General features: G+C 45.3%; 17 protein-coding genes and 1 pseudogene. 13 read left to right on the forward strand and 5 right to left on the reverse strand.

The genetic code is table 11. The annotated features are described in order from the left end of the window. Positions 1 to 582: pseudogene (locus tag ACED53_RS15785) on the reverse strand (hypothetical protein); the annotation flags it as partial. A 220-nt stretch (positions 583 to 802) separates the two neighbouring features. Further along, positions 803 to 1,732, reverse strand: a complete 930-nt coding sequence (locus ACED53_RS15790; RefSeq protein ID WP_012601267.1) for a LysR family transcriptional regulator — start codon at positions 1,730 to 1,732, stop codon at positions 803 to 805. A 353-nt stretch (positions 1,733 to 2,085) separates the two neighbouring features. Between ACED53_RS15790 and ACED53_RS15795 the strand changes: the two genes are divergently transcribed. From ACED53_RS15795 to rlmJ, 13 genes are all read left to right on the forward strand, one after another. Then, positions 2,086 to 2,775 carry a hypothetical protein gene (locus tag ACED53_RS15795; RefSeq protein ID WP_017099496.1) on the forward strand — a complete coding sequence of 230 codons (690 nt, stop codon included), beginning with the start codon at positions 2,086 to 2,088 and terminating at the stop codon, positions 2,773 to 2,775. 46 nt (positions 2,776 to 2,821) lie between these two features. Next, on the forward strand, positions 2,822 to 3,520 hold the full coding sequence (locus ACED53_RS15800; protein ID WP_020477205.1) for an ABC transporter ATP-binding protein: 699 nt from the start codon (positions 2,822 to 2,824) through the stop codon (positions 3,518 to 3,520). Beyond that, positions 3,508 to 4,806, forward strand: a complete 1,299-nt coding sequence (locus ACED53_RS15805) for an FtsX-like permease family protein (protein ID WP_017099494.1) — start codon at positions 3,508 to 3,510, stop codon at positions 4,804 to 4,806. The genes ACED53_RS15800 and ACED53_RS15805 overlap by 13 nt, the downstream gene beginning before the upstream one ends. Continuing rightward, positions 4,799 to 5,599 carry an outer membrane lipoprotein-sorting protein gene (locus ACED53_RS15810; RefSeq protein ID WP_017099493.1) on the forward strand — a complete coding sequence of 267 codons (801 nt, stop codon included), beginning with the start codon at positions 4,799 to 4,801 and terminating at the stop codon, positions 5,597 to 5,599. Before ACED53_RS15805 ends, ACED53_RS15810 begins: the two co-directional genes overlap by 8 nt. Positions 5,600 to 5,608: 9 nt before the next feature. Beyond that, positions 5,609 to 6,901 (forward strand): hypothetical protein, encoded by a 1,293-nt coding sequence (locus ACED53_RS15815; protein ID WP_029225312.1) that lies wholly within the window; start codon positions 5,609 to 5,611, stop codon positions 6,899 to 6,901. After that, positions 6,901 to 7,935 (forward strand): sensor histidine kinase, encoded by a 1,035-nt coding sequence (locus tag ACED53_RS15820; protein ID WP_017099491.1) that lies wholly within the window; start codon positions 6,901 to 6,903, stop codon positions 7,933 to 7,935. The genes ACED53_RS15815 and ACED53_RS15820 overlap by 1 nt, the downstream gene beginning before the upstream one ends. A 72-nt stretch (positions 7,936 to 8,007) precedes the next feature. After that, positions 8,008 to 8,874, forward strand: a complete 867-nt coding sequence (locus ACED53_RS15825) for a LytTR family DNA-binding domain-containing protein (RefSeq protein WP_017099490.1) — start codon at positions 8,008 to 8,010, stop codon at positions 8,872 to 8,874. Positions 8,875 to 9,086: 212 nt separating this feature from the next. Further along, positions 9,087 to 11,849, forward strand: coding sequence for a pitrilysin family protein (locus ACED53_RS15830; RefSeq protein WP_017099489.1), 2,763 nt, complete (start codon positions 9,087 to 9,089; stop codon positions 11,847 to 11,849). 326 nt (positions 11,850 to 12,175) lie between these two features. After that, entirely contained in the window at positions 12,176 to 14,956 is a 2,781-nt protein-coding gene (locus tag ACED53_RS15835) for a pitrilysin family protein (RefSeq protein WP_017099488.1), read from the forward strand. A gap of 278 nt (positions 14,957 to 15,234) precedes the next feature. After that, positions 15,235 to 15,717, forward strand: a complete 483-nt coding sequence (locus ACED53_RS15840) for a hypothetical protein (RefSeq protein WP_032498919.1) — start codon at positions 15,235 to 15,237, stop codon at positions 15,715 to 15,717. Positions 15,718 to 15,988: 271 nt separating this feature from the next. Continuing rightward, on the forward strand, positions 15,989 to 17,788 hold the full coding sequence (gene secD / locus ACED53_RS15845; RefSeq protein WP_017099486.1) for a protein translocase subunit SecD: 1,800 nt from the start codon (positions 15,989 to 15,991) through the stop codon (positions 17,786 to 17,788). Positions 17,789 to 17,790: 2 nt separating this feature from the next. Next, positions 17,791 to 18,729, forward strand: coding sequence for a protein translocase subunit SecF (gene secF, locus ACED53_RS15850; protein ID WP_017099485.1), 939 nt, complete (start codon positions 17,791 to 17,793; stop codon positions 18,727 to 18,729). 232 nt (positions 18,730 to 18,961) lie between these two features. Then, positions 18,962 to 19,828, forward strand: a complete 867-nt coding sequence (gene rlmJ, locus ACED53_RS15855) for a 23S rRNA (adenine(2030)-N(6))-methyltransferase RlmJ (RefSeq protein ID WP_012601255.1) — start codon at positions 18,962 to 18,964, stop codon at positions 19,826 to 19,828. 296 nt (positions 19,829 to 20,124) lie between these two features. Here rlmJ and ACED53_RS15860 read toward each other — a convergent pair whose 3' ends face one another. The 3 genes from ACED53_RS15860 to ACED53_RS15870 form a co-directional block, all read right to left on the reverse strand. Further along, positions 20,125 to 21,213 (reverse strand): alkene reductase, encoded by a 1,089-nt coding sequence (locus ACED53_RS15860; RefSeq protein WP_017099484.1) that lies wholly within the window; start codon positions 21,211 to 21,213, stop codon positions 20,125 to 20,127. A 52-nt stretch (positions 21,214 to 21,265) separates the two neighbouring features. Then, the gene (locus tag ACED53_RS15865) at positions 21,266 to 22,474 is read right to left on the reverse strand and encodes an MFS transporter (RefSeq protein WP_017099483.1); all 1,209 of its coding nucleotides are present in this window, start codon (positions 22,472 to 22,474) and stop codon (positions 21,266 to 21,268) included. 91 nt (positions 22,475 to 22,565) lie between these two features. Next, entirely contained in the window at positions 22,566 to 23,249 is a 684-nt protein-coding gene (locus ACED53_RS15870; protein ID WP_017099482.1) for an SDR family oxidoreductase, read from the reverse strand. Between the last annotated feature and the right edge of the window lie 100 nt (positions 23,250 to 23,349).

Below are 23,349 nucleotides of genomic sequence, written 5' to 3' on the forward strand. Positions count from 1 at the left end.
TTCAATTGGGTTTGCTGGGTCGATTTGAATCGGGTGACCTAGTGTTGGTTTCCATTCAGTTACAAGGTTGTGGTCGCTATCACGAACGTAAACCGTACCGTTTTCAATGCTCAAGTAGCCATCGACTTCACCGTGAGTCGATACTTGCCACATGTTTTCTGCAATTTGGTCAACTTGACGGCCATTGTCAGCGTCTGGCGTTGCTTCAATTGGGTTTGCTGGTGTATTTTCTACTGGGTTAACAGCGTCAATATTAGGTAAGTTACCAGGTAAGTCTGAACCGTTCGAGCCCGATGTGTTGCTTGAAGAACCACTGAATAATCCTGCAACTAATGCCGCAGAGGTCGCGCCAACCATTGCCCAACCGCCTTCACTGTCTTTCTGATATAAGTTGCCATCGACAACAGCGACAGAGCTTTCTTGTGCTTCAAGCTGGGCTAGAACCGATGCGTCAATTGCTGAAATTTGATTTTCGATCAAAGCATTAGTTTGCTTATTTGCTTCAACAACATTTACTTGTTGTGCCAATGTTCCGAATGAAATCATTGAAAGAATAGTTGTGGCTAGTATGGTTTTTTTCATTAATTAGCTTCTCAAAGAGTTTGAACGTTAGTTACGCGTCTATGCGGTTAAGTTGGCGTTCTTGCCGTTGATGAAGAGAATAATGGGTGCCGGATTTTTGTGCTAATGGCCAAAAGGAACATCGCTATTAACCAATGGTTAATAGCGATGTTTTGATTGCAAGGTGGTTCGCAAAGGCATCTTTCCTCAAGAGGTTGCTTACACAGATACCGTAAATAGGTTATTTATCCCAATCTTCGAGAAGCTGGGTAATGATACTTAGCAGCCATTGTTGCGTTGGGTCATTTTTATCTTTTATTGGGTAATAGACCAGTATGTCTTTTACTAAGTTCTGCTCTGTATCTATAGGGCTCAAGGCTTTAAGGTTTGGGTATCGTTCGATATGAATATACCCTGTTGAAGGGAATAAAATGTTGGTTTCAGAAATGGTTTCCAAGATCGCAGATGGGAGCTCCGAACGGAAAACGATGTTCGGTTGAAGTGTTATGTCAACCTCTCGAATAATCTTTTCAGCAAAGGATTCTTTTAAGTTCCAATCGGCAGCGATAAGCGTCGCAATTGGGTAATTTTGAACATCGGAAAACTCAATGCGATCTTGTATGGGGTGATCTTTCCTCACATAGACTCGAAACTGGTCTTTAGTGATAAACTGGCACGCAATATCTTTCCTAGATAATGGAAGGTCGTAATTGATGCCGAGTTTACTTGTGCCTATAGAAATATCTTCTAGAGAACTCTTTGACCAGTTAACTAAATGAAGTTCAACGTTAGGAGCTTGTTGATGAATTTCAGTAAAGAGATCTTTCCCTATTGCGTGTAATAGAAATGGAGAGATCGCAATTGTGAGTTTTCCATTAAGATCACTCGGTGCAAATTCTTGAAGTGACTTGATGTTATTATTTAAAGTGTCGAAGGTTGGGGCGATCTTTTGTGCCAGGTTGTCAGAGAATGGTGTCGGGCTTAACCCTCTAGGTACTTTTAAAAATAATTGGTCATCAAAATGATGACGTAGTCGATTGAGTGACTTACTTAGTGCAGGGGCCGATACATGAAGGCGTGTTGATGCTTTTTGAAGGTTTTTTTCTTGGTAAATAACTAGGAAAGTGCGTAACAGGTTCAAATCCAAATTATTGTAAAAGTCTTTGGCCATTCTTGCCCCTTAATATTTGTATAAAACGAAATGGCAATTGAACATAACGAGGGCGTGTTGTGAGTATTATCTGTTAAACGCGTTATTGTCAATTAAGTAGTTAAGATAGCTGAAAAGCAGTTTGATTAATAATTTAATCGAGCTAAATTCGTTATGCACTTCGCTTAAAATCGCCCGCAGCATTTTTTAAGTTAATTGAAAATGCGAGATACTGCCCTTTTCATTTTTCTCTGTCCACTCACACCGCCTCTCAACCATTCACTCCTCGTAATTACCATTCGTCGCATTGATAAAACGGCACGACAAATTCTAGTTAACCTTTCAACGTCAACATTTGAAAGGGATTAGAAATCATGGCTATTTCACGCATTGCTCACTTACATACTTCAAGCTCTACCACTTCTCTGTTTAAGCGTTCATTACTGATTGCACTTGTTTCGTTTGCACCGTCATTAGCTTTGGCGAACCCGAGTTCAGACGTGCTCGATATCTATAACCAAGCCGCGCGAGGTAATGAAGATTTGGTTGAAGTGGCTTACGAACGCCTGAATGACACGTTACAACAAGATGGTGCTACGCCACTGACTTTAGTTTATTTAGGAAGCACAGAAACCCTGATGGGGCGTGATGCGTTCTTACCTTGGAACAAGATGAAGTATGTGGAGAAAGGCTTATCAACCATTGATAAATCACTGGTGCTGCTGAAAGACGAAGACCAACCAATTCATGAGCAACCTCGTGTTCAAGGGCTACCAGATTCTTACCTAACTCGCGCCATGGCTGCGGTGACTTACACCTCTTTACCAGACATGTTTAACCATTTTGATCGTGGTTATGACCTGTTCTTATCGTTACTCGCGGAAGATGATTTCCAACAACAACATTTCGCTGCGACCTCGTGGATTTACCGTTACGCCATTACCGCATCGATTCGTGCTGAAGATCTTAAGCAAGCACAAGCGTGGTTAGAACAAATGGAAACTGCCGATGCCGGAAACATCGAGACCATGACGGCCAAAGCCCTCCTTGCGAAAGCAAAGTAAGAACTGCGAATGCTTAAGAATGATGGGGTCAGTGGAGGATAAAGGAATGATTGAATTTAAAAATATCGGCAAAGCATATGTCACGGGCGGTCAACGTGTTGATGCATTAAACGGAGTCGATGGGCACATCCAACTCGGTGAAATGGTGGCGTTGTGTGGGCCGTCTGGGTCAGGGAAAAGCACACTGTTGAACATCCTTGGTTTGTTGGATATGGACTATCAAGGCGAGATAAACATTGATGGCAAAGCGTATCCAACAGAGCAAATCGCCGCTGCGCGCTTTCGTCGTCAGTCGTTGGGTTTTGTATTTCAGCGCTTCAATCTCGTTCCTGTGATGACGGCGCTTGGAAACGTCGCTTACCCATTGATGTTGAACCAATGCACGAAACAAGAACAGCAGACCAGAGCGCAAGACATGTTAGAGCGTGTAGGGCTAGGAGATTACGTTCATCATCGTCCAGACAACTTGTCTGGAGGTCAGCAACAGCGTGTCGCGATAGCCAGAGCGTTGATTCACAACCCAAGCTTGGTGATTGCCGATGAGCCGACCGCCAGCCTAGACAGTCACACTGCCAACCTTGTGATCGACATTATGAAAGAGCTCGGCCACGAAATGGGCACGACTTTCATTGTCGCAACGCACGACCCAAGAATGGCACAGCGCTGCGATCGAGTCATTGAACTTATCGACGGACAATTGGCTCCACAAGCTGTAACCACGGAGGCGATCTCATGGGCAAGTTAACACAAAGAATGAGCACGTTTTTACTTCCAACTTCGGTGCGCTTGGCTTGGCTTAACTTATTAAGAAATGGTCGCCGCAGTCTGCTTTCGGTATTGATCATCGCGATTGCGGTTTTCGCACTCACCAGTGCCGGTGGTTATGGGCTTTACACCTACGAATCTTTGAGAGAATCGACCGCTCGAGATACTGGTCATCTTACTTTGAGTACGCCGGGATACTTTGAACAAGATGAAGACATGCCGCTGAGCAATGGTCTGGATAACGTTCAAGCGCTAACCAAGAGCATTATTGGTGACAGCGACGTGCGTGGTGTGCAACCACGAGTCTACTTCAGCGGTTTGGTGTCTAACGGCAGTAAGTCGACCATCTTTATGGGAACGGGCGTCAATGAGCGTGAGTTCGACATGAAAGGCCCATTCCTTGATGTGCGAAGTGGTCAGAGTCTCTCGGATGTGAGATCTCCAAGATACGACAGCCAAGAGCCACAAGTGATGCTGGGAACTGACCTTGCTCGTAACCTCAAAGTTGCGGTTGGTGATTGGGTGACACTGCTCGCGACCACCAGTGACGGTGCTTTGAACGCTTTTGATTTTAAGGTGCAGGGTATTTATTCGACAGGGGTTCCTGAGTTGGATAAGCGTCAGCTTTACGTACACATCACCACAGCCCAAGAGCTTTTGGCCTCAGACAAAGTCAGCACCTTGTCGGTGTTCCTATTTGAAACAAGCAAGACTTCGACCGTTCAACAACGCGTTCAAGCGACTTTAGATCGAAATAGCGCTAGCCAAAACGATCAAGGCACAGAGATCGAGATCACTCCGTGGCAAGATCGCGCGTTTTTCTACACCAAGGTTAAAGATCTTTACGACCGGATCTTCGGCATCATGGGTGCTGTTATGGCATTGGTGGTGTTCGTGTCTTTGTTTAACACTATGACCATGTCGGTGACAGAACGTACTCGTGAAATCGGCACCTTGTCGGCACTCGGGAGTTACCCCTCTGAAATCGTAGCGGGCTTCTTAAAAGAGGCGGGATTGCTGGCTGTGATTGGCAGCGCGATCGGCGCGTTAGTGAGTGGCTTAGTGTCGGTGTTATTGCTGGTGGTTGATATCCAAATGCCACCACCTCCGGGTCGAACCGAAGGTTACCCACTCAACATTTACTTCTCATTAGAATTGGTTGGTTACGCCACTTTAGGTGTGCTGACGATCTGTTTGCTGGCTGCTTATTTCTCTGCTCGCAAAGGCGTGAATAAGCCAATCACGGAGGCGCTGGTTTATGTATAAATTTACTCGTTCATTCAATACCTTGGGTTTGGCTTTTGCGTGGGGTTCTGTTTTGGCTTTGATTCTAGCATCAACTCCAAGCTGGGCAGTCGATTCACAACAAGCCACTGATATGATCGCTAAGGCCGATAGCTACCGTTTGAACAGTGCACAAGCGTCTAAGGTGGTTTCTTTGGTGGCGCTGTATCAAGACGAACAGCTCGATAAAACCCGTGAGTACAACGTCTACACAAGACCAAACCGAGAGTCGTTGGTCGTGTTCAAATCGGCTGTCGAGGCTGGGCAAAAGATGCTGATGATTGAAGATAACTATTGGTTGTTGATGCCGAAATCTCGTCGACCAATTCGTATCACACCGATGCAAAAGCTATTGGGCGAAGCCTCGGTAGGGGATATCTCGACGCTGACGTGGAGCGAAGACTACCAAGGGGAGTGGGTTGCCGAGCAACAGGTTGAGATGCCGACTGGCGAGACACTCGATACCCATCACCTAAAGCTCGCGGCGAAAACCAAGGGTGCCAGCTATCAATCGATTGATCTGTGGTTAACGGCTGACCGAGCGTTTCCAGTTAAAGCGGATCTTTATCTGCGTTCGGGAAAGCTGGCGAAACAAGCGTGGTTTACTGAAGGTGTGCGTGATGGATTACCCACAGTGATGTCGATGACCTTGCTCGATAAGATTCAACCAAGCAAGAAAACCGTGATTGAGTATCGCGAAGTGATTGAGCAAAGCTTGGAAGACAAGTATTACAACCCTGCTTACTTATCGCGTAACAGCGTGTCTGGGCTGTAGGTGAGCGTCATGAAAGCTTTTAATCGTAAGTCTCACATCAAGTATTCAGCCGTTACTTTGCTTGCCTTGTCTTGTGTGAGTCACCCGATTCAAGCGGACGATCTGAGCTTGGCGTGGGATTGGCAACTCAGTGCAGAAGCGATTGAATCGCGAGAGTCGCCATTTAGCCCTTTACCATCTGATAATCGTCAGTCTTTGAATGGCTTGTTGGATCTTGAGGTTGGATATGACAATTGGCTTGGTCTGTTCGCAGTGAAAGCCAACGATATTCTAAGCAATAACCCTCAACAACAAGACGCAAGCTTTGAATCTGAATTTATTGTGCGTGAGTTGTTCTGGCAAGGTGGTGTTGAGCTGTCGAATTCATTAATCGGTGACCACTATCTTGATATTACGCTTGGTAAGGTTCGTTTGGATTGGGGCGTGGGTTATGGCTATCGACCGTTAGACATCATCAAGCCGTATCGACAAAACCCAGTGGGTATTGTCGCAGAAGAGGGCGCGGGTGTGGCCTCGGCGTCACTGTTCGATATGACGGGAGAATGGACACTGCTTTACAGCGATTCGTCATGGACTTCTCAAGACGTAAATGAATTCGAAAAGCAGAACCAACAACAAGGCTTTGGGCTGCGTCGTTATAACCTGGTGGGCGATCACGAATATCAATGGGTCGCTTATTATGACGATGTACGTCACGGATTGCTTGGGGCGAGTTTAGTGTCGGTGTTGAATCTCGCGTGGGAGTTTCATGGCTCGGTGGTCTATCAACGACAAAGCCTTGGCTACAGTCAGCCTAATTCAATGCTTAAACCGGTTTATCTCGAAGAGCAGGGCGAGGCTTATCAAGCGTTGGCAGGACTAACATGGGCCAATGACACGGGTCACAATGTGGTCTTGGAATATTGGTTTGATAGCCGCGCTTGGAGCAATTCTGAATGGCAAAGTGCAATAGAAAGTGCCGAGTCTTTGTCGGTTAATTCGATGACAGCATCACTGGCAGGGTCTTACGCGCAAGGTTATCAACACGCCAATTTGGTTCAGCACAACATCATGTTTCACTGGTCTTTGGATTCGACACATGGCTGGCTTGAAGATATTACGCCAACATTCGATGTGATGTTGTCTCCTCAAGACGGCGGTTTTATTGCGACTCAGTGGCTCAATTATCAAGCATTAGATAATGGCAATTCATCGTTGGATTTGGAACTTGCTGCACGCTTTCTAGGCGGTAAAAATGATTCTGCTTACGCCAGCTTACCCGATAGTCATATGATTCTCTTAAATATCAAAGGGCGATTTTAATGGACACTTCTTCAAACAGTCGATTTTCATGGATTAAGAGTTTCGCGTTCACCACGCTATTTTGTGTTCTTATTGCGATTACAACCCATACGATTTGGGGCGGCGGATTAACGGTTAACCTGGCAATCAGTTTTGGCTTTGGTTACAGCGCCGTGGGTTCTTCTTTCATCTTGGTGAAGTTGTTTAAGAGGACATCTCGAACGCTTGAAGTGGGTATCTCAATGGTGATCGCGATGACCTTTGGTACCTTGAACGCGCACTATTGGTTGAACGGATATTTTGGATCCAATATCTCGGACCTTAAATCTGTCGTGTTGCTCGGTGTGATTTTCTGTTCGGTTTGCTATTACTATTTCTACACACGAGAGCAACAACTGCGCGCTGATAACGAATTGGAAGTGGCCAAGCGTAGTCAGGCCGATCAAGAAAAGGTGGTGGTGCTGAGTCAGCTTAAGCAACTGCAAAGCCAAATTGAACCGCACTTCTTATTCAACACACTTGCGACCATCAATGTGTTGATAGAGAGTGATAGCGCGAAAGCCAAGTTGATGCTCGAAAAGCTCACCGACTTGTTGCGTGTGACCTTGAAAAACAGCCGCACTGAGCAATCGACCATCGCACAAGAGGTCGACTTGTTAGACGCTTATCTTAATATCCAAAAGATACGCTTGGGTGAGCGCTTAACGTTCTCGATTGAAACACACGAGATTAGTGATTTTCAGGTGATTCCACCGTTCTTGATTCAACCCTTGGTCGAGAATGCACTCACGCACGGCATTGAGCCCAAAGCGGCGGGTGGCCAAGTGAATATCCGTATTACTCAACAAGCCGAGCAGTTGAAGATTGAAGTGTCAGACAGTGGTGCAGGGTTGAAAATACCTTCTGCGAATACGGGGCATGGTGTTGGGTTAAGCAATATTCGTCAAAGAATCGAAACCCTTTATGGTGATCAGGCGAGCCTAACGATTACTGAACAAGCTGAGGGTGGGGTAGTCTCTACGATCTTGTTACCACTGACTGACGCAGCCACTTAGAATTACAGACCAGAAAGCACAGAACAGTGACGAAAAATAGACGATTTACAGTGTGAATTTAAAGGACTAACCATGAACAACCCAGCAATACAGCCGAGCGTAACGGCGATTATCGCAGACGATGAAGCACTGTTAAGGCACCACCTAGACAAGAGACTTGCTGAGGTTTGGCCGGAGCTGGAGATCGTCAGCAAGGCACAAAACGGTTTGGAGGCGATGCAGAGTATTCAGCAGCTTAAGCCCGACGTGGCGTTTCTCGATATTCGTATGCCTGAGCTGGATGGAATCTCGCTGGCGAAACAATTGAACAAGCTAGATTCGCCGCCATTGATTGTGTTCATTACGGCTTATGACGAATACGCAGTTAAAGCCTTTGAACATAATGCGATGGATTACCTGCTTAAGCCAATCAATGAAGAGCGCTTACTGGCGACATGCCAGAAGGTGCAAGCGCGTCTGTCGAGCAATCAAACACAATCAGGTATTACGCCAGAACAGCCCGATATCACGGCGTTAATGGCTCAGCTTCAACAACTATCACAATCGTCTTCCCAGCAAACACAGCCTCCTTATCTATCGCAGCCCCTTTATCAACAGCAGAAGAAACATCTCACGTGGCTCAAAGCCAGTGTCGGAGAAGACATTCACCTTATCGCCGTCGATGATGTTGCTTACTTCAAAACGGAAGACAAGTACGTGTCGATATTCAAAAAAGGTCAAGGCGGTTTGCTAGAGGAGTTTATTCTTCGCGTGTCGCTAAAAGAGTTGATCGCCCAGCTTAACCCAGATGAGTTTTGGCAGATTCACCGCTCGGTGGTGGTTAAAGTGTCGGCCATTGATAAGGTGAAGAAAGGGCTCTCTGGCCAAATGTCGGCGTATGTGTCAGGCGAAAAGCTACCGATCAGCCGCGCCTCGCAAGCTCTTTTTAAAGGGATGTGAGAAACCTGTTTAAGGGAATTTAATAAATCAGTTTTAAGGGATGTGAAATCACCCGATCTATAATCTATGACTATCAGCTTGTGTAATTTATAAAGTTGACAGTTTCATGCATGTTTAGATTGTCTCTCAAAATTTAAATGACTGAATTTATATGAAATTATTATGCTATTGCGATCGGATATATTGGAGGAAAGCCCTTCAAAGAGATCGTTATGAAAGCATACTATTTAGTCGTCGTATTGAGCTCCACATTGCTAGGTTGCAGCTCTACTCCTCAACAACAAACGTTATTGAAATCCGATCCATACTGGGTCAAAGGAGAGTTAGATAACGGATTAACCTACCATGTCTACCCTGACCAAGAACAACCGGTCTCGGTACGCTTACTCGTGCATGCCGGATCTTTGCAAGAGAGCGAACAACAGAAAGGGTACGCCCACTTTGTTGAGCATATGGCGTTTAATGGCAGCAAGAACTTTTCAGGAAATGAGGTGGTCGAGCTATTTGAGCAATCTGGTGCCAGTTTTGGTGCAGACTTAAATGCTTACACCTCTTATCAAGAAACCCTCTATAAATTAGATCTGCCCGACAATAAGAACCTAGACAAAGCGCTGGCTTGGTTTAGAGACATTGGCGATGGTTTATTGCTGTCCGAAGCTGAAATCGAAAAAGAGAAAGGTGTGATACTTGGGGAGTTTCGATACACGCGAGTTGAAGATAAACCTCTCTCGTTTAAGTTCTACGATCATCTGGTTGAAGGGACGACTTACCAAAGTAACGATCCTATTGGCAATAAAGAATCCGTTTCTAAAGCGAATGTTCAAGAATTAAAGAACTATTACCAAACCTGGTATCAACCTCAGTTAACCGAAGTGATTGTCTCTGGTGATATCACATTGGCAGAAGTGATCCCTTTGATTGAAGATACTTTCTCTGATTGGCAAAGAGGCACAACACCGGTTCCCGTGAAGAACACGTCAGTGGATTACAATACTCAAGATTTTGTGGCGTATGGATCTGGTGTCGAGCCACCGAGCATCGGGATAGTCATTGACCGTGGGGAAAGAGTGACACAGAGCCATGAGCAACAACATCAGCTTTGGTTAGATGATATTGCTCAACAACTTATCCAACAAAGGTTGAATTCTGACTTTGTTGACGCTGCGTTACCTGTGCAGTGGGCTGCTTCAACACCCTACTTATTAGAATACCAAAGGTATTCGATTACTACCGTCGGTTTTCCTGTTAATAGCCGAGAGCAAAGTCAGCAGCAGTTTGTTTCTACTCTCGCCTCTTTGCGTGACTATGGCGTAAGTGAATATGAGTTGGCGAGTGTGCTTCAGCAATACCAAGAGAACCTTGACGACATTCAACTAAACTGGGATCAAATGGATGCTGTGGCTCATGCTGATGGTAAATCGACAGCATTGGTGATTAACCAACCCGTTCAATCACAGCTTGATTATAAGTCGAGCTTGAAAACGTTTCTTGCGAATACGGATCTGGAGGCCGTGAATGATAACTTAGATGATTTGCTTTCCAGCCCTTATATTTTGGGGTTAGGTTTATCGTCTAAGGAAGACATGCTAGCAATGGATAACGAGCTAAAAGATGTCAGAAAAGCCTATGAAAAGAAAGGTAACAAGCCACTGCTCGTTACCGCAAGTTCTGCGTTTAGCGTGCCAGAATCTCAAGGCGACATTGTGAAACAAATTCAGGTGAGTGAGGATCCTAACTTACAACAATGGACATTGAGCAATGGTATCGAGGTTTGGTATTTACGAAACCCTGAGGTGGGTAATAATGTTGGTGTTTATTATGCGAGTGAAGGTGGAAAAGCAGCCCTAGATTCTTCTTTATTTCCTGCGTCAGAGGTGGCGATTTCAGCATCGATCCGTAGTGGTGTTGGTAAATTCAGTGGATCGGAATTAAATACCCATTTGAAACGCAAAGACATCCAAATTTATTCCTTCATCAACTTTACTCATCATGGGCTGGAAATAAGCACTAAGAAAAAGACGCTCGCAGAAGGCTTAGCTGCGCTGTATACCATTGTGACCGCACCTAAAATTGACAGCGATCAGCTTGAGGCAGTGAAGTCTGAATTCACGCAAGGTCGTACTGCCTACCTAGAAACCCCATTGGGACAGTTTACCCAGATGGTGAATCGCAACAGCTATCAAGATAGTAGTCGTCATATCATGTTGGAAAGTGAAGATGTTGAAGCTGTTACACCTCAAGATATACTTGATATACAGCATCAACTCTTTCAGAAGTTAAGAGACAATACGCTTGTCATCGTTGCTGATATTAAGCCATCTGAAATTAAGCCCCTCGTACGCCAATATGTTGCTTCATTGCCACTAGAAGCGGTTGAATCTCCTAATTATGAGGTGGCTTATAAAACGGATTCAGAAGAGCGAATAGATGTATCGATCAACAATGAAGACAGCAGTCAGTACTTGCTGCGTGTAATTTCCCAGCAAGCTCGGGATAAAACAGCAAAAGATGTGTTTATGGATGATATGCTGCAGCGCGTATTGTCGAGTCGCCTAACGGCTTATGTTCGTGAAGAGTTAGGCTTGGATTATGCACCTTACGTGTATTCGGTCGCTCAAGACAGTGAGCCAAGTTACGACTGGTTGGTGGGCTCCTTAACAGCCCCTGAAAACTTAGATCAGGTTGAACAGGCGATTGATAAAGTTATTGCTGAAGCCGTTAAAGGCATTTCTGAAGATGAGACTCGAACCGCTGCTAAACAGCTAGTGGCTGACCTCACGCCACTTCAATATAAGCCTACTCAACAAGCTTGGTTTATTTCACGTTACTTAATTCATGACTACGGTGTTGAGGCACTGTTTGACTTACAGGGAACGACAGATTCAATTTCTAGTAAAGATATGACGGAGTATGCTAAAGAAATTTTTGGAGATAACAGCTACCAGTTGAAGAACTTGTTAAGGCCAAAAAGTTAAGCCCATTGAGAGAGTGACCTTGTAGAAAAGTCGCTTTCAACCTTAAATCTAAGATATCGAACCTAAGCCAAATGCACCGTCATTTGGCTTTTTTATTTGGGTTAGGGTTAGTCTTTAAACTCGTTACTTTTTAATTCATCACTTTCAAGCTTGTCACTTTTAAACTAGTTACTGACTTTTAAATGCTCGTAATTTGCGCCTTATATAACTGAGTGCAATTTATAAAATAAAGATCTAGATCACAAAGGTACTCATCCGGTTCAATATTAAATAATAATCGTTAACTCAATCTGTATATTGTCGATGAATGACATTAAGAGGTTGTTATGAAAACATATTATTTAGCGGCGGCTGTATGCCTCACCTTGGTTGGCTGTAGTTCAACATCAAGTATCACCGAAACCTTAATCCAGCCGGATCCGGCATGGACATCAGGCCAACTAGAAAATGGCCTTACCTACCATGTTTATCCAGATCATGAAGAATCCGTATCTGTTCGTTTAGTCGTGCACGCGGGTTCGTTCCAAGAGACTGACCAACAAGAAGGTTATGCGCACTTTTTGGAGCACATGGCATTCAATGGCAGTAAAAATTTCTCTCAAAATGACGTGATTCGTCTATTCGAAGATGCAGGCGCTAGCTTTGGTGCTGATATCAATGCCTACACTTCTTACCAAGAAACTGTGTATCAATTAGATTTACCTGACAATGTCCAATTACAGTCTGCCCTGACGTGGATGCGAGACATTGGTGATGCTCTGGACCTATCAAGCTCAGAAGTCGAAAAAGAGAAAGGTGTGATTCTTGGTGAGTTCCGTTATGCACGCTTAGACGACAAGCCATTCGCAGAACAGTTTTTAGACCACTTCATTGAGGGTGGTCAGTATGAAGGCCAAGATGCACTTGGTACTAAAGAGTCTGTGCTCAGCGCGACTTCCCAAGGGCTAAATAACTTTTATCAGACTTGGTATCAACCTCAGAACGTTGAGGTGATTGTCTCCGGTGACATTGACACAAAAACCGTCATTCCATTAATTGAACAGAAGTTTTCAGACTGGCAGCGAGGACAAACTCCCAAGCCAGTAAAACAAAGAATTACCACCTTTAATGAAGGTGATTATATTGAGTATGCAGAATCGGAAGCGCCAAGTATCTCTTTGATGATCAACCGAGGGGCAAGTGCGGTAGACACTCGCGCGCAACAGCATCAACTTTGGCTTGATGAGACAGTACAGCAACTGATCAGGCAGCGACTTAATACCAAGTTCAATGATGCGGCTTTGCCAACTCAATGGATAAGTTCCAAACATTATTCTATGGAATATCAGCGCTATTCATTGGTGGATGTTGGCTTTCCTGTCGGCGCTCGTGAGGTGACTCAAAAGGAGCTAATCGCCACATTGGCATCTCTGCGTGATTATGGCGTCTCTGAAAATGAGATAATTAGCGAACAGCATTATTATCAAGACTTACTCGATAATGTTGAGATCGATTGGGACAATATGGACAGCGTACAGCACGCTAACCAGAAAGCGACGGCTTTAGTGAACGAACAAATCGTGCAATCACAACGAGACTATGAAGCGAGCCTTGAAGAGTTTGTCGCAAATCTCGATCTTGATGCGATTAATGCCAATATTAAGGCTTTGCTTTCTAGCGACTATTTCGTAGTGGTTGGTATGAATGAAAGTGAAGATAAAGTTGCGGTTACCCAAGCCATCGAGAGCTTGAAAGCAACTTATAGCGAAAAGGGTGCCAAACCGTTGTTTTCGGTGACCAGCAGTGCTTTTGCTGTTCCTAGTTCGCAAGGCGATATTGAGTTAGTGGAACAGATGTATGTAGACCCATACGTTCAAAAGTGGACGCTTAGCAATGGTATCGATATGTGGTATATGCGTGACTATCTTGCAGGCGATGACATAGGTATTTATTACACAAGCTTAGGTGGTATGGCAGCACTCGATCCTAAGTTATATCCAGCGTCAGAGTTAGCTCTTGCTGCTATCGGTAGAAGTGGTGTTGGCAGTTTTTCAGGAACGGAGCTTAATGCGCATTTGGATCGTGAAGATATTCAGGTTTATCCGTTTATCGATTTTACTCACCATGGCGTCGAATTTAAGCTTACCAGTAATGGCTTAGCGGAAACTTTTGCTGCACTCAACGCGATCGTTACATCAGTCAAGGTATCGCCAGAGCAACTGGAGGCGGTTAAGCAAGAATTCATTCAAAATCGAGATTCTTACTTAGCAAGCCCTACTGGTCAGTTCGGATATGCAATGAACCAAAATACCTATCAAGCGGACAGTGATCATGTGTTGCTCGATAGTAAAAGTGTGGAAACGGTTTCTGTTGAAGAGATAAAGAGCGTCCATCAGCAGTTGTTTGGTCAATTCCGAAATAATCAGCTGGTTATTGTGGGCGACATTGATCCAAGTGAACTGAAACCTCTGGTTCGCCAGTACTTGGCTTCTATTCCATTGGAAAAAGCCGTTGTGCCTGACTTTAACGTCGCGTACAAGCACCCATCTAAAGCGCGTATTGATTTGTCGGTCAACACGGCTAATAGCACTGAGTACATGCTAAGAGTCATTGCGGAGCCTTCCGAGCAAACTGGAATAGTAAGAGGGCAAACGGCGAAAGATATCTTTATGGAAGACATGCTGCAACGCCTGCTTGTTACTCGTTTAGACGCGTACATACGTGAAGATTTAAGTCTAGATTACTCACCTTATGCTTACTGTGTATCGCAAGATGGTGATACAAGCCATGACTGGTTTATTGGTGCGCTGATCGACCCTAAAAATGCCGATAAGATAGAGGTCGCGATTGATAAAGTGATAGGAGACCTTCTGAAGGGCGTCTCAAATGATGAGATTAGAGCGGCAGGCAAGCAACTAGAAGCGGACTTTACGCCTTTAGATACTAGCGTTGTGGACCAAGCATGGTTCGTATCTCGTTATCTTCTACACGACTATGGTGTAGAAGCCTTGTTTAACGTGAAAGCGACGGTTAACTCGATTTCTCGTGAAGACATGAATCAACTTGTCCAACGCATCTTTGGTGAAAATAGCCGTAAGGTTAAGAACATCATGCGTCCTAAAGCCTAAAGCCTAAAGCCGACTGAAACACTTAACCCAAAGCCAAGCGCACATCGCTTGGCTTTCTTGTTTTTACACCATTCATAATATCTATGCACCAAGCTTTGTTGAGCTCTTTTTGAGGTATATAAATCTAAATGCCGTGAGTGCCTAATCGGTTGCATCGTATCATTTTCTAAAAAAATGTTTTAAATCAAGACAGCGTTTCATTTGTATTGTAGATTGACGATCTACGAGAATGTTGTTTGGATATTAGATTGCTTAAATTAGGTACCCGATTAGTCTTAATGTTGTTTTTACTGAGCTTTGGCTTAGTGAACTCTAACGGCTATTCGTTCCCTTCTAAGCCATTTCAAATATACTCGGCTCAAGAGCAATCTTCACAGAATGAACAATCTTCCTCGATAAAACAGTGTAAACAAGCCGCTACGGATAACCCGTCGAGCTACTTTGAGTGCGATAAGGCTCAGTTTGGCACCGATCCTTCTGGTGACAGTTCCAACTATCACGACACAGAGTCGAGCCTCCAAGCTGCAAACTTCAGACGTATGCTCAGTAACGAGCAAGAAAGCGTGGCCGATCTTGAGCCTGCTTATCATCTACTGATTGACTTCTCTCCCCCCTCAATACTGGCTTCCCTGCTCTTCAACACGCCGTTGTTGGATTCCAAGCTGCACTGGACCAGTATTGTGAGTTCTCCGTCTTCCCGGCTTTCGGGGTGGAAAGAGGGCAACATCCAATACTCGCATTTCCGAGAACTTCTTAGCTAATCGTTTGACCCTAAATTGGTCGTATCGATGGTCGCCTAGTGCCCATTGAACTCGCCAGTTAACCAAGACAAACATAGCGACATCAGCTTTAGCATCACTACCATTCAATCAACTTGTTCTGGTTTCAGCTATCGATCGTGTTCGCAAAACATTAGTTATACCAATCGTAGTAAATAACTGGTCAACCTAGCTGGTTAAAACGCTCGTTCACTGCTTTTTCCGGTGCTATTTTTGAGCTCGTATTTACGGTGATTGGTAAAAAGAAGAGATCTTGACTGTGAAAAAACGCATTCCAAGAAAACAAATCAACCACTATTCAAAGTGGAAATACGCGGTGCTTATCGCCACCATTATCATCATGGTTCTGAGTGCTTTACCTTCTTGGTATGGCGAGAATGCATCGGTTCAAATCAGCAATCGCTCTGAGCAGACAATCGATGCGACTCAAATTACCCAATACCTTGCGAGCGAAGGCATCCAAGCCAAATCTGCATTTCAAAAAGACAAACGTTTAGTCGTGATCTTAGAAGATGCTGAACAACAAGCGAAAGCCAAAGAGGTGCTGAATGAGCGCCTATTGGATAACGCGACGGTTGCGCTAGCGATGGAGCCAGCAGCACCTAAATGGCTAACTGACATGGGCTTTGCGCCGATTCAGTTAGGCCTTGATTTGCGTGGTGGTGTGCAGTTCTTATTAGAAGTGGATATGGAGCCGGTTTATCACGCGCAAGCTCAAGCGATGGTCGACGAGATCACCAGCGAAGTGCGTTATGCCCGCGGTAAAGTGGTGAACAACCAAGTTCAGTTTGATTTCCGTACCGATACCGATTTCGAAAAAGCACAGAAGCTGATTCGTCAAGAGTTCCCACAATGGCTACGTAACCGCTCAGACAAGTCGCTAACGTTAACTCAGTCTGAAGAAGAACAAAGAACGCTACGCAACCTTACGGTTCAACAAAACCTGCAAATCATGCGCAGCCGTATTGAAGAGCTAGGCATCACTGAAGCATCGATTCAACGCCAAGGTGAAAGCCGTATCCGTATCGAGTTGCCGGGTGTACAAGACCCTGCTGCAGCAAAAGACGTGATTGGTGCAACGGCATCATTGGCGTTCTATTCGGTGTACGACAATGCCACTCGCAGTACTCAAACCCTAAAAGATTCAGACGGCAACCGTGTGGTCGTCGACCGCAAGGCAGTGTTGAGTGGCGAACACATTATTGATGCTCGCAGTGGCATTGGTGAGATGGGCAGTGCAGAAGTCAACATTACGCTAGATTCTTCTGGTGGTAAGAAAATGTCTGAGTTCTCACGTCATAACATCGGTAAGCCAATGGCAACGGTGTACAGCGAATACAGCCGCGATAGAGCGGGCAACAGCAAGCAAGACAGTGAAGTGATTAGTGTGGCAAACATCCAATCTCAACTGGGTAGCCGCTTCAGAATCACAGGCGCTGGCAGCTTGGCTGATGCGCAAGAGCTTGCGTTATTGCTACGTGCAGGGTCATTGACTGCGCCTGTGACCATCATTGAAGAACGTACTATTGGCCCATCTTTGGGTGCTGAAAATGTAACCAACGGCTTTGCTGCTTTGGCACTTGGTCTTGGCCTTACGCTGACGTTTATGGCGCTATGGTACCGCCGCTTAGGTTGGGTCGCGAACGGCGCATTGGTGGTTAACATGACCACATTGTTTGGTTTGATTGCGCTGCTACCGGGTGCGGTTTTAACTCTGCCGGGTATTGCGGGCTTGGTACTGACCGTCGGTATGGCGGTGGACACCAACGTGCTTATCTTCGAGCGTATTCGAGACAAGATGAAAGAAGGACGCAGCTTTGCTAGCTCTATCGATCGTGGTTTCGATAGCGCATTCTCGTCAATTTTCGATGCTAACGTCACTACCATGATCGTTGCTGTGGCTCTATATACCATTGGTAATGGACCGATTCAGGGCTTCGCTCTGACACTGGGCTTAGGTCTTCTAACCAGTATGTTTACGGGCATTTTTGCTTCACGAGCAATCATCAATTTGGTTTGGGGGCGTGACCAACGCCACGATGTAAGGATTTAAGCATGAGTACTTCAAAAATGACTATTTCAGACCGCTATTTTTCAAATAGCAATATGACTCGCCTTCGTAAGGTGATGTCTGTGATTTCTATTGTGCTGTTCATGAGCTCTGTGATGCTGGTGGCAGTGAAAGGTTTTAACTGGGGTTTGGACTTTACTGGCGGTGTGGTTGCCGAGGTTCAACTCTCTGATCAAGTAACCAAAGATGCGTTAAAAACCAAGCTCGACACGGCTTTTCAACAAGACGTTCAAGTGGTTGGTATGGCAGAACAGGATCGCTGGACAATTCGTTACAGTCAACTGACAGACGCTCCACAGCCAAACTTAGTGGATACTTTGTCTTCTGTAAGTGACCAAGTAAAAGTGCTTAACAGCAGCGTGGTTGGCCCTCAAGTGGGTCAAGACATGGTTGACCAAGGTGGCTTGGCGGTATTGGTGTGTTTCCTAATGATTATGCTGTACCTGAGTGTACGTTTTGAATGGCGTTTGGCACTTGGTGCTCTTGCTGCAATCATTTACGACGTGACGCTTATTTTAGGTTTGTTCGCCTTTACTCAGTTTGAGTTCAACCTGACTGTATTAGCGGCCGTGTTGGCGATTTTGGGTTACTCATTGAATGACTCGATCATCATTGCTGACCGTGTTCGTGAAATGCTGCGCGGCAATCCAAACGGTGATACTGACAACCTGCTTAACGAATCAGTTAAAGCGACCTTCTCACGCACCATGGTGACTTCAGGAACAACTCTAATTACCGTCTCTGCGCTTTGGCTACTGGGTGGCGCGGCACTGCAAGGTTTCGCTATTGCACTCGTTGTGGGTATTGTCAGCGGTACGTGGTCCTCCATTTCAGTAGGCATCACCCTACCTAAATTACTTGGATTGCAGCCTTGTCACTATCAGGTGAAACCAGTAATCGAAGTTGAGGGTGAGTATCCTTAGTTTCCTGATTGCTTAAGTTTTCTAATTAGATAGCGCTCAGCCTTAGTCCTCATTGACTAACGAGTGAGTTCAGCAAAGCCTTTCGTTTGTAGCAAGACGAAGGGCTTTATTTTTTATAAGAGTCAGTCAGTTAGTTAAAAGAGAGGCTATTTCAAAAAACAATGGATTGAGCAGGCAAGCCCTCATTATATGAAGTATGTTTATATGACGTCAGTAGAAATGAGGCAAGGTAATGGAATATCGACATCAATGTCATGTAGGCGACCACGGTGATGCACTCAAGCATCCAGTATTGAGTGCACTGGTTCAATCATTAATGCAGCAACACTCTCGCCTCAATGTTATCGACACGCATTCAGGCACAGGGTGTTATGACCTCACCACAGCGCCAAGCAATCACGCGGGTGAGTTCGCTGAAGGGGTCGGGTACTTGTGGCGAAATAAAGCTTATCTTCCTCCAGCATTCGCTTCTTTTATGTCGGTGCTGGAATACTACAATCCGAATCAACTTATCTCTCTCTATCCGGGCTCAGCAGCCATCACTTACCAACAAGGCCGCAGCCAAGATAGTTTCTATTTTTCAGACATTCAGCAAGATGAAGCTGATTTACTGCAAACTAATATTGAGACGTTACAACGTGACCTTGATGTTTCAAGCAAGCTCACTATTACTGCAGGTGATGGGCTCAAAGCGCTGCCTGATGATGTAGCAAAACACGATAATCATCACCTGATTGTTATCGATCCTCCCTATGAAACCGATTCTGAATATCTCGCAGTGATTGATGCCTTGGTTAAAGCGTATCAACAATCAGAAAAGGTATCTGCACTGATTTGGTACCCGCTTTACACGGATGACAAGAGCTCACTGATTCTGAATCACTGTGTTACTGCAGTGAAAGATGGTTTGCTGCCAAGTCCAATTAAGTCGGAGCTTCGCCTTCGAGACCCGAAAGGGGATGATCGCCTAATCGGCAGTGGTTTGTTGTTATTCAATCCACCACAAGGCATTTCAGGAATAGTCGCAGATACGCTTGATTATTTACACTGCCAACTCTCGACCAATGGTGAAGGCTATTGGCAAATGAGAAGCCTATAGATCTGATTTTTATGGGTTTTATGATGATTTTCGAGATGTAGATCGCTAAATCATTTCAATCTGTATGGTTTAAATTGACCAAACTCTAACTTTTATCGATTGATTTATCGCGATGAATCATATAAAAATAGTACATCAATGCGCACAGGTGCATACTGGCTCATAAGTTAAATAATTACCCAAATTAATATCAGATTGTGGTTTACCCCCTAAACTGCATAAGGCTCGCACTAGTCACGCGAGCCTTTCTTTTGCCTGAAAGAAAACTTAAGGCATTGTTAGCACTTCAAAATCCACTACAACGCAGGGTAATCGATATAGCCTTTTTCGTTGCCGCCGAACAGAGTGGCGCCATCAAGATCGGATAGTTCATTGCCGTTTTGTAGGCGTGAAACGAGGTCTGGATTCGCAACGAATGGGCGACCAAATGCGACGAGGTCGGCGTAGCCTTTGCTTAACACTTCTTCGGCGCGTTCTGGTGTGTAACTGCCAGCGACGATGATGGGGTTAGAGAACAACTCTCTTAGTTCGACACGGAAGCTTTCAGGTATCACAGGCGCATCATCCCAATCGGCTTCTGATAGATGCAAGTAAGCGATATCACGTGCTTGCAGCGCCTTTGATGCCTCTAGAATCGTTGGCACGATGTCTGGGCAGTTCATGTCTTTGAAGGTGATGAACGGAGCTAAACGAACGCCCACTTTATCGGCACCAATCGCATCAATGACTGCATCCACTACTTCGATTAGAAAGCGAAGTCGGTTCTCGCGGCTGCCGCCATAGTTGTCGGTGCGCTTGTTCGAATTAGTTCTTAGGAATTGATCGATAAGGTAGCCATTACCACCGTGGATTTCCACGCCATTGAACCCTGCCTCGACCGCTTTCTTCGCTGACTTAGCAAAATCTTGAACCACACGATCAATATCGGCTTGGGTCATTTCTCTTGGTTGAATGCAATCCACCATGTTGCCGTTTCCATTCTCGTCAGAGATCCAAACCTGAGTTTCTACCGGAGCCAGTGCCGAAGGCGCGATTGGTAGTTCACCTTTTTGGAAGGTTGGATGAGACACGCGCCCCACATGCCATAGTTGGCAGAATATCGCTGCGCCTTGTTCTTTAGCGGCAGAGGTGACACCTTGCCAACCTTCCACTTGTTCGCTTGTGTAAACGCCGGGTGTGAATGAGTACCCTTGAGAGTCATCTGAGATTTGTGTCGCTTCAGTGATGATGAGTCCTGCACTTGCTCGTTGTTGGTAGTAAGTCGCCATCATTTCATTTGGCACGTTTCCAGGCTGGCTTGCACGAGCGCGCGTCATGGGCGCCATAACCACACGGTTTTGTAGTTCTAGATCTTTGAGTTCTGCTGTTTCGAATAATTTGCTCATGGTATTTACCTTGTATCGGTCATGTATTGATTGATTTAGCGTGCGGTGGTCACTATTTCGATTCCGCAGGGCTGAAGATAGAGTCGTTTTGTGGCCTTTCAGCTCGGTTGGCTTTTGCAATAAGCAACAAACCAATCACTGGGACAACAACGGCTGCGAATGGAATCATTCCTGCGCCTAGTTGGCTGTCGAGTACCATGCCGCCTAGGAAGCCACCGAAGGCATTGGCCAAGTTAAACGCTGAGATATTCGCGGTTGCTGCTAGCTCTTGGCCTTCGCCACCGTGGTTCATTACTCGAAGCTGCATAGCAGGAACGTTCGCAAATGATGCAATACCAAAGACAAATGCAGCTGCAACGAATAGGATTTTGTTGTCTACAACAAGGCCAACCACTACCAATGAAACGATCATCGCGATAGCCCAAAACATCGATGCCTTGCCTAAATCTTTGTCAGAAGAGCGTCCGCCCAAGGTGTTGCCGATGATTAATCCGACACCCACAATCACTAAGATCCAAGTTACTGATTCTTGACCGTAACCCGTGATGTGCATGGCGATAGGCGCAAGGTAGCCGTAAAGCGTCATGAAGCCAGACCAAGCAAAAGCGGTGATCGCCAAGCTGATGAGAAGCATTGGATTTTTGAATGCCAACAGCTGAGTTTTGATGTCTTTCGCTTCGCTGTGACCTGAAGATTTTATTGACGTTAAGATTGAAATCATGGCGATGGTGCCAAGTGCTGCCACGGTAAAGAAAGTTGTGTGCCAACCGAATTGCAAGCTCACCCAAGTACCTGCGGGAACCCCAAGAACGTTAGCGAGCGTTAAGCCAGCGAACATCTGACCAACAGCACGACCTGCCATTTTCTCAGACACTAAATTGGTCGCGACAACGGCACCTATGCCATAGAAAGGACCTTGCACTAAGCCTGCGATAACGCGGCTTGCAAGTAGAAGTGGGTAACTAGGAGCTAAGGCTGACAAGATATTGCCGATGATGAACAGTGCCATTAAGCCAATCAGTACCATCTTTTTGTTAAAACGTGCGAGGTAGATGGTTAAGATCGGGCCACCAATAACGATAGCCAATGCGTAAGCACTGATTAGGTAGCCGGCTTGACCTTCGGTGATCGAAAGGGATGTGGCAATTTGTGGAAGGATGCCTGCAATAACAAACTCAGCGGTGCCGATGGCAAAAGCTGCGAGTGTCAGTATCCAAACTTGGAATGGGATCTTTTCTATATTGATCGCTTCTGGTTTCATAGTGAAGTACCTGTGTTAATTCTTGTTTGTTAGGACGTTTACATACACGCCCTAACGATTGTTCTTTGCTTCTTTGCTTCTTTGCGGAGTGTTAGCCGAGTAGAGCACCGCCATCGATGTCGATGATTGACCCCGTTACGTATGGGTTGTTAATCGCGAATAGATAGCCCATTGCGATATCTTTTGCCTCTCCGACTTTGCCTGCTGGTAGGCTGTTTTTCGCGTTGTCGTACATAGTTGAACGAGCTGAGTCATCCATATTTTTGTAGGCTTCAGTCATGGTAAGGCCGGGGCTGACGGCGTTGACTCGAATCGGTGATAGCTCTTTGGCAAGCACCTTAGTTACGCTTTCAAGTGCAGCGTTGATGGCGGTTTTTACGTAAGTGCCAGCTACCACTTTGCGTGACAACATACCCGTCGTGAGAGTGATAGAACCGTTGGGTTTCATGTAACGCGCGGCGTGCTTGGCTACGTTCAGGCTGCCCCAAAATTTGGTATCAAATGCTGCTTTTGCGTCTGCGATAGCAACGTCTGTCACTTTTCCTGCGGGAGCGTATGACCCCGCGGTTATCACCAAGTGATCAAATGCACCGATCGATTCGAAGTATTCACAAACCGATTTCTCATCGGTGATATCAACGCCTGTGTGTCGGCTGGCAATATGTATCGTGTTGTTTTCGTTTCTCAATTGCATTGCTAATGCTTTGCCGATACCTGATGTTCCACCAATGATGACGAATGTGTGCTTTTCTTGGTTTGTAAGTTCGTTGTTCATGTTCTGAATTCCTGCGTGTTCTGCTGATGGTTGTCATTATATTTATTCGACTAAATTTGATAATTGGCTAAAATATAAAATAATTATTCGGATTAACTGA

This window comes from Vibrio sp. 1F169 (assembly GCF_041439605.1).
Taxonomy (GTDB): domain Bacteria; phylum Pseudomonadota; class Gammaproteobacteria; order Enterobacterales; family Vibrionaceae; genus Vibrio; species Vibrio tasmaniensis_A.

Bases quoted from the DNA above. Each gene is read 5' to 3' on its own strand.
- ACED53_RS15790 (WP_012601267.1), bottom strand. From the start codon at position 1,732: ATGGCCAAAGACTTTTACAATAATTTGGATTTGAACCTGTTACGCACT.
- ACED53_RS15795 (WP_017099496.1), top strand. From the start codon at position 2,086: ATGGCTATTTCACGCATTGCTCACTTACATACTTCAAGCTCTACCACT.
- ACED53_RS15800 (WP_020477205.1), top strand. From the start codon at position 2,822: ATGATTGAATTTAAAAATATCGGCAAAGCATATGTCACGGGCGGTCAA.
- ACED53_RS15805 (WP_017099494.1), top strand. From the start codon at position 3,508: ATGGGCAAGTTAACACAAAGAATGAGCACGTTTTTACTTCCAACTTCG.
- ACED53_RS15810 (WP_017099493.1), top strand. From the start codon at position 4,799: ATGTATAAATTTACTCGTTCATTCAATACCTTGGGTTTGGCTTTTGCG.
- ACED53_RS15815 (WP_029225312.1), top strand. From the start codon at position 5,609: ATGAAAGCTTTTAATCGTAAGTCTCACATCAAGTATTCAGCCGTTACT.
- ACED53_RS15820 (WP_017099491.1), top strand. From the start codon at position 6,901: ATGGACACTTCTTCAAACAGTCGATTTTCATGGATTAAGAGTTTCGCG.
- ACED53_RS15825 (WP_017099490.1), top strand. From the start codon at position 8,008: ATGAACAACCCAGCAATACAGCCGAGCGTAACGGCGATTATCGCAGAC.
- ACED53_RS15830 (WP_017099489.1), top strand. From the start codon at position 9,087: ATGAAAGCATACTATTTAGTCGTCGTATTGAGCTCCACATTGCTAGGT.
- ACED53_RS15835 (WP_017099488.1), top strand. From the start codon at position 12,176: ATGAAAACATATTATTTAGCGGCGGCTGTATGCCTCACCTTGGTTGGC.
- ACED53_RS15840 (WP_032498919.1), top strand. From the start codon at position 15,235: ATGTTGTTTTTACTGAGCTTTGGCTTAGTGAACTCTAACGGCTATTCG.
- secF (WP_017099485.1), top strand. From the start codon at position 17,791: ATGAGTACTTCAAAAATGACTATTTCAGACCGCTATTTTTCAAATAGC.
- rlmJ (WP_012601255.1), top strand. From the start codon at position 18,962: ATGGAATATCGACATCAATGTCATGTAGGCGACCACGGTGATGCACTC.
- ACED53_RS15860 (WP_017099484.1), bottom strand. From the start codon at position 21,213: ATGAGCAAATTATTCGAAACAGCAGAACTCAAAGATCTAGAACTACAA.
- ACED53_RS15865 (WP_017099483.1), bottom strand. From the start codon at position 22,474: ATGAAACCAGAAGCGATCAATATAGAAAAGATCCCATTCCAAGTTTGG.
- ACED53_RS15870 (WP_017099482.1), bottom strand. From the start codon at position 23,249: ATGAACAACGAACTTACAAACCAAGAAAAGCACACATTCGTCATCATT.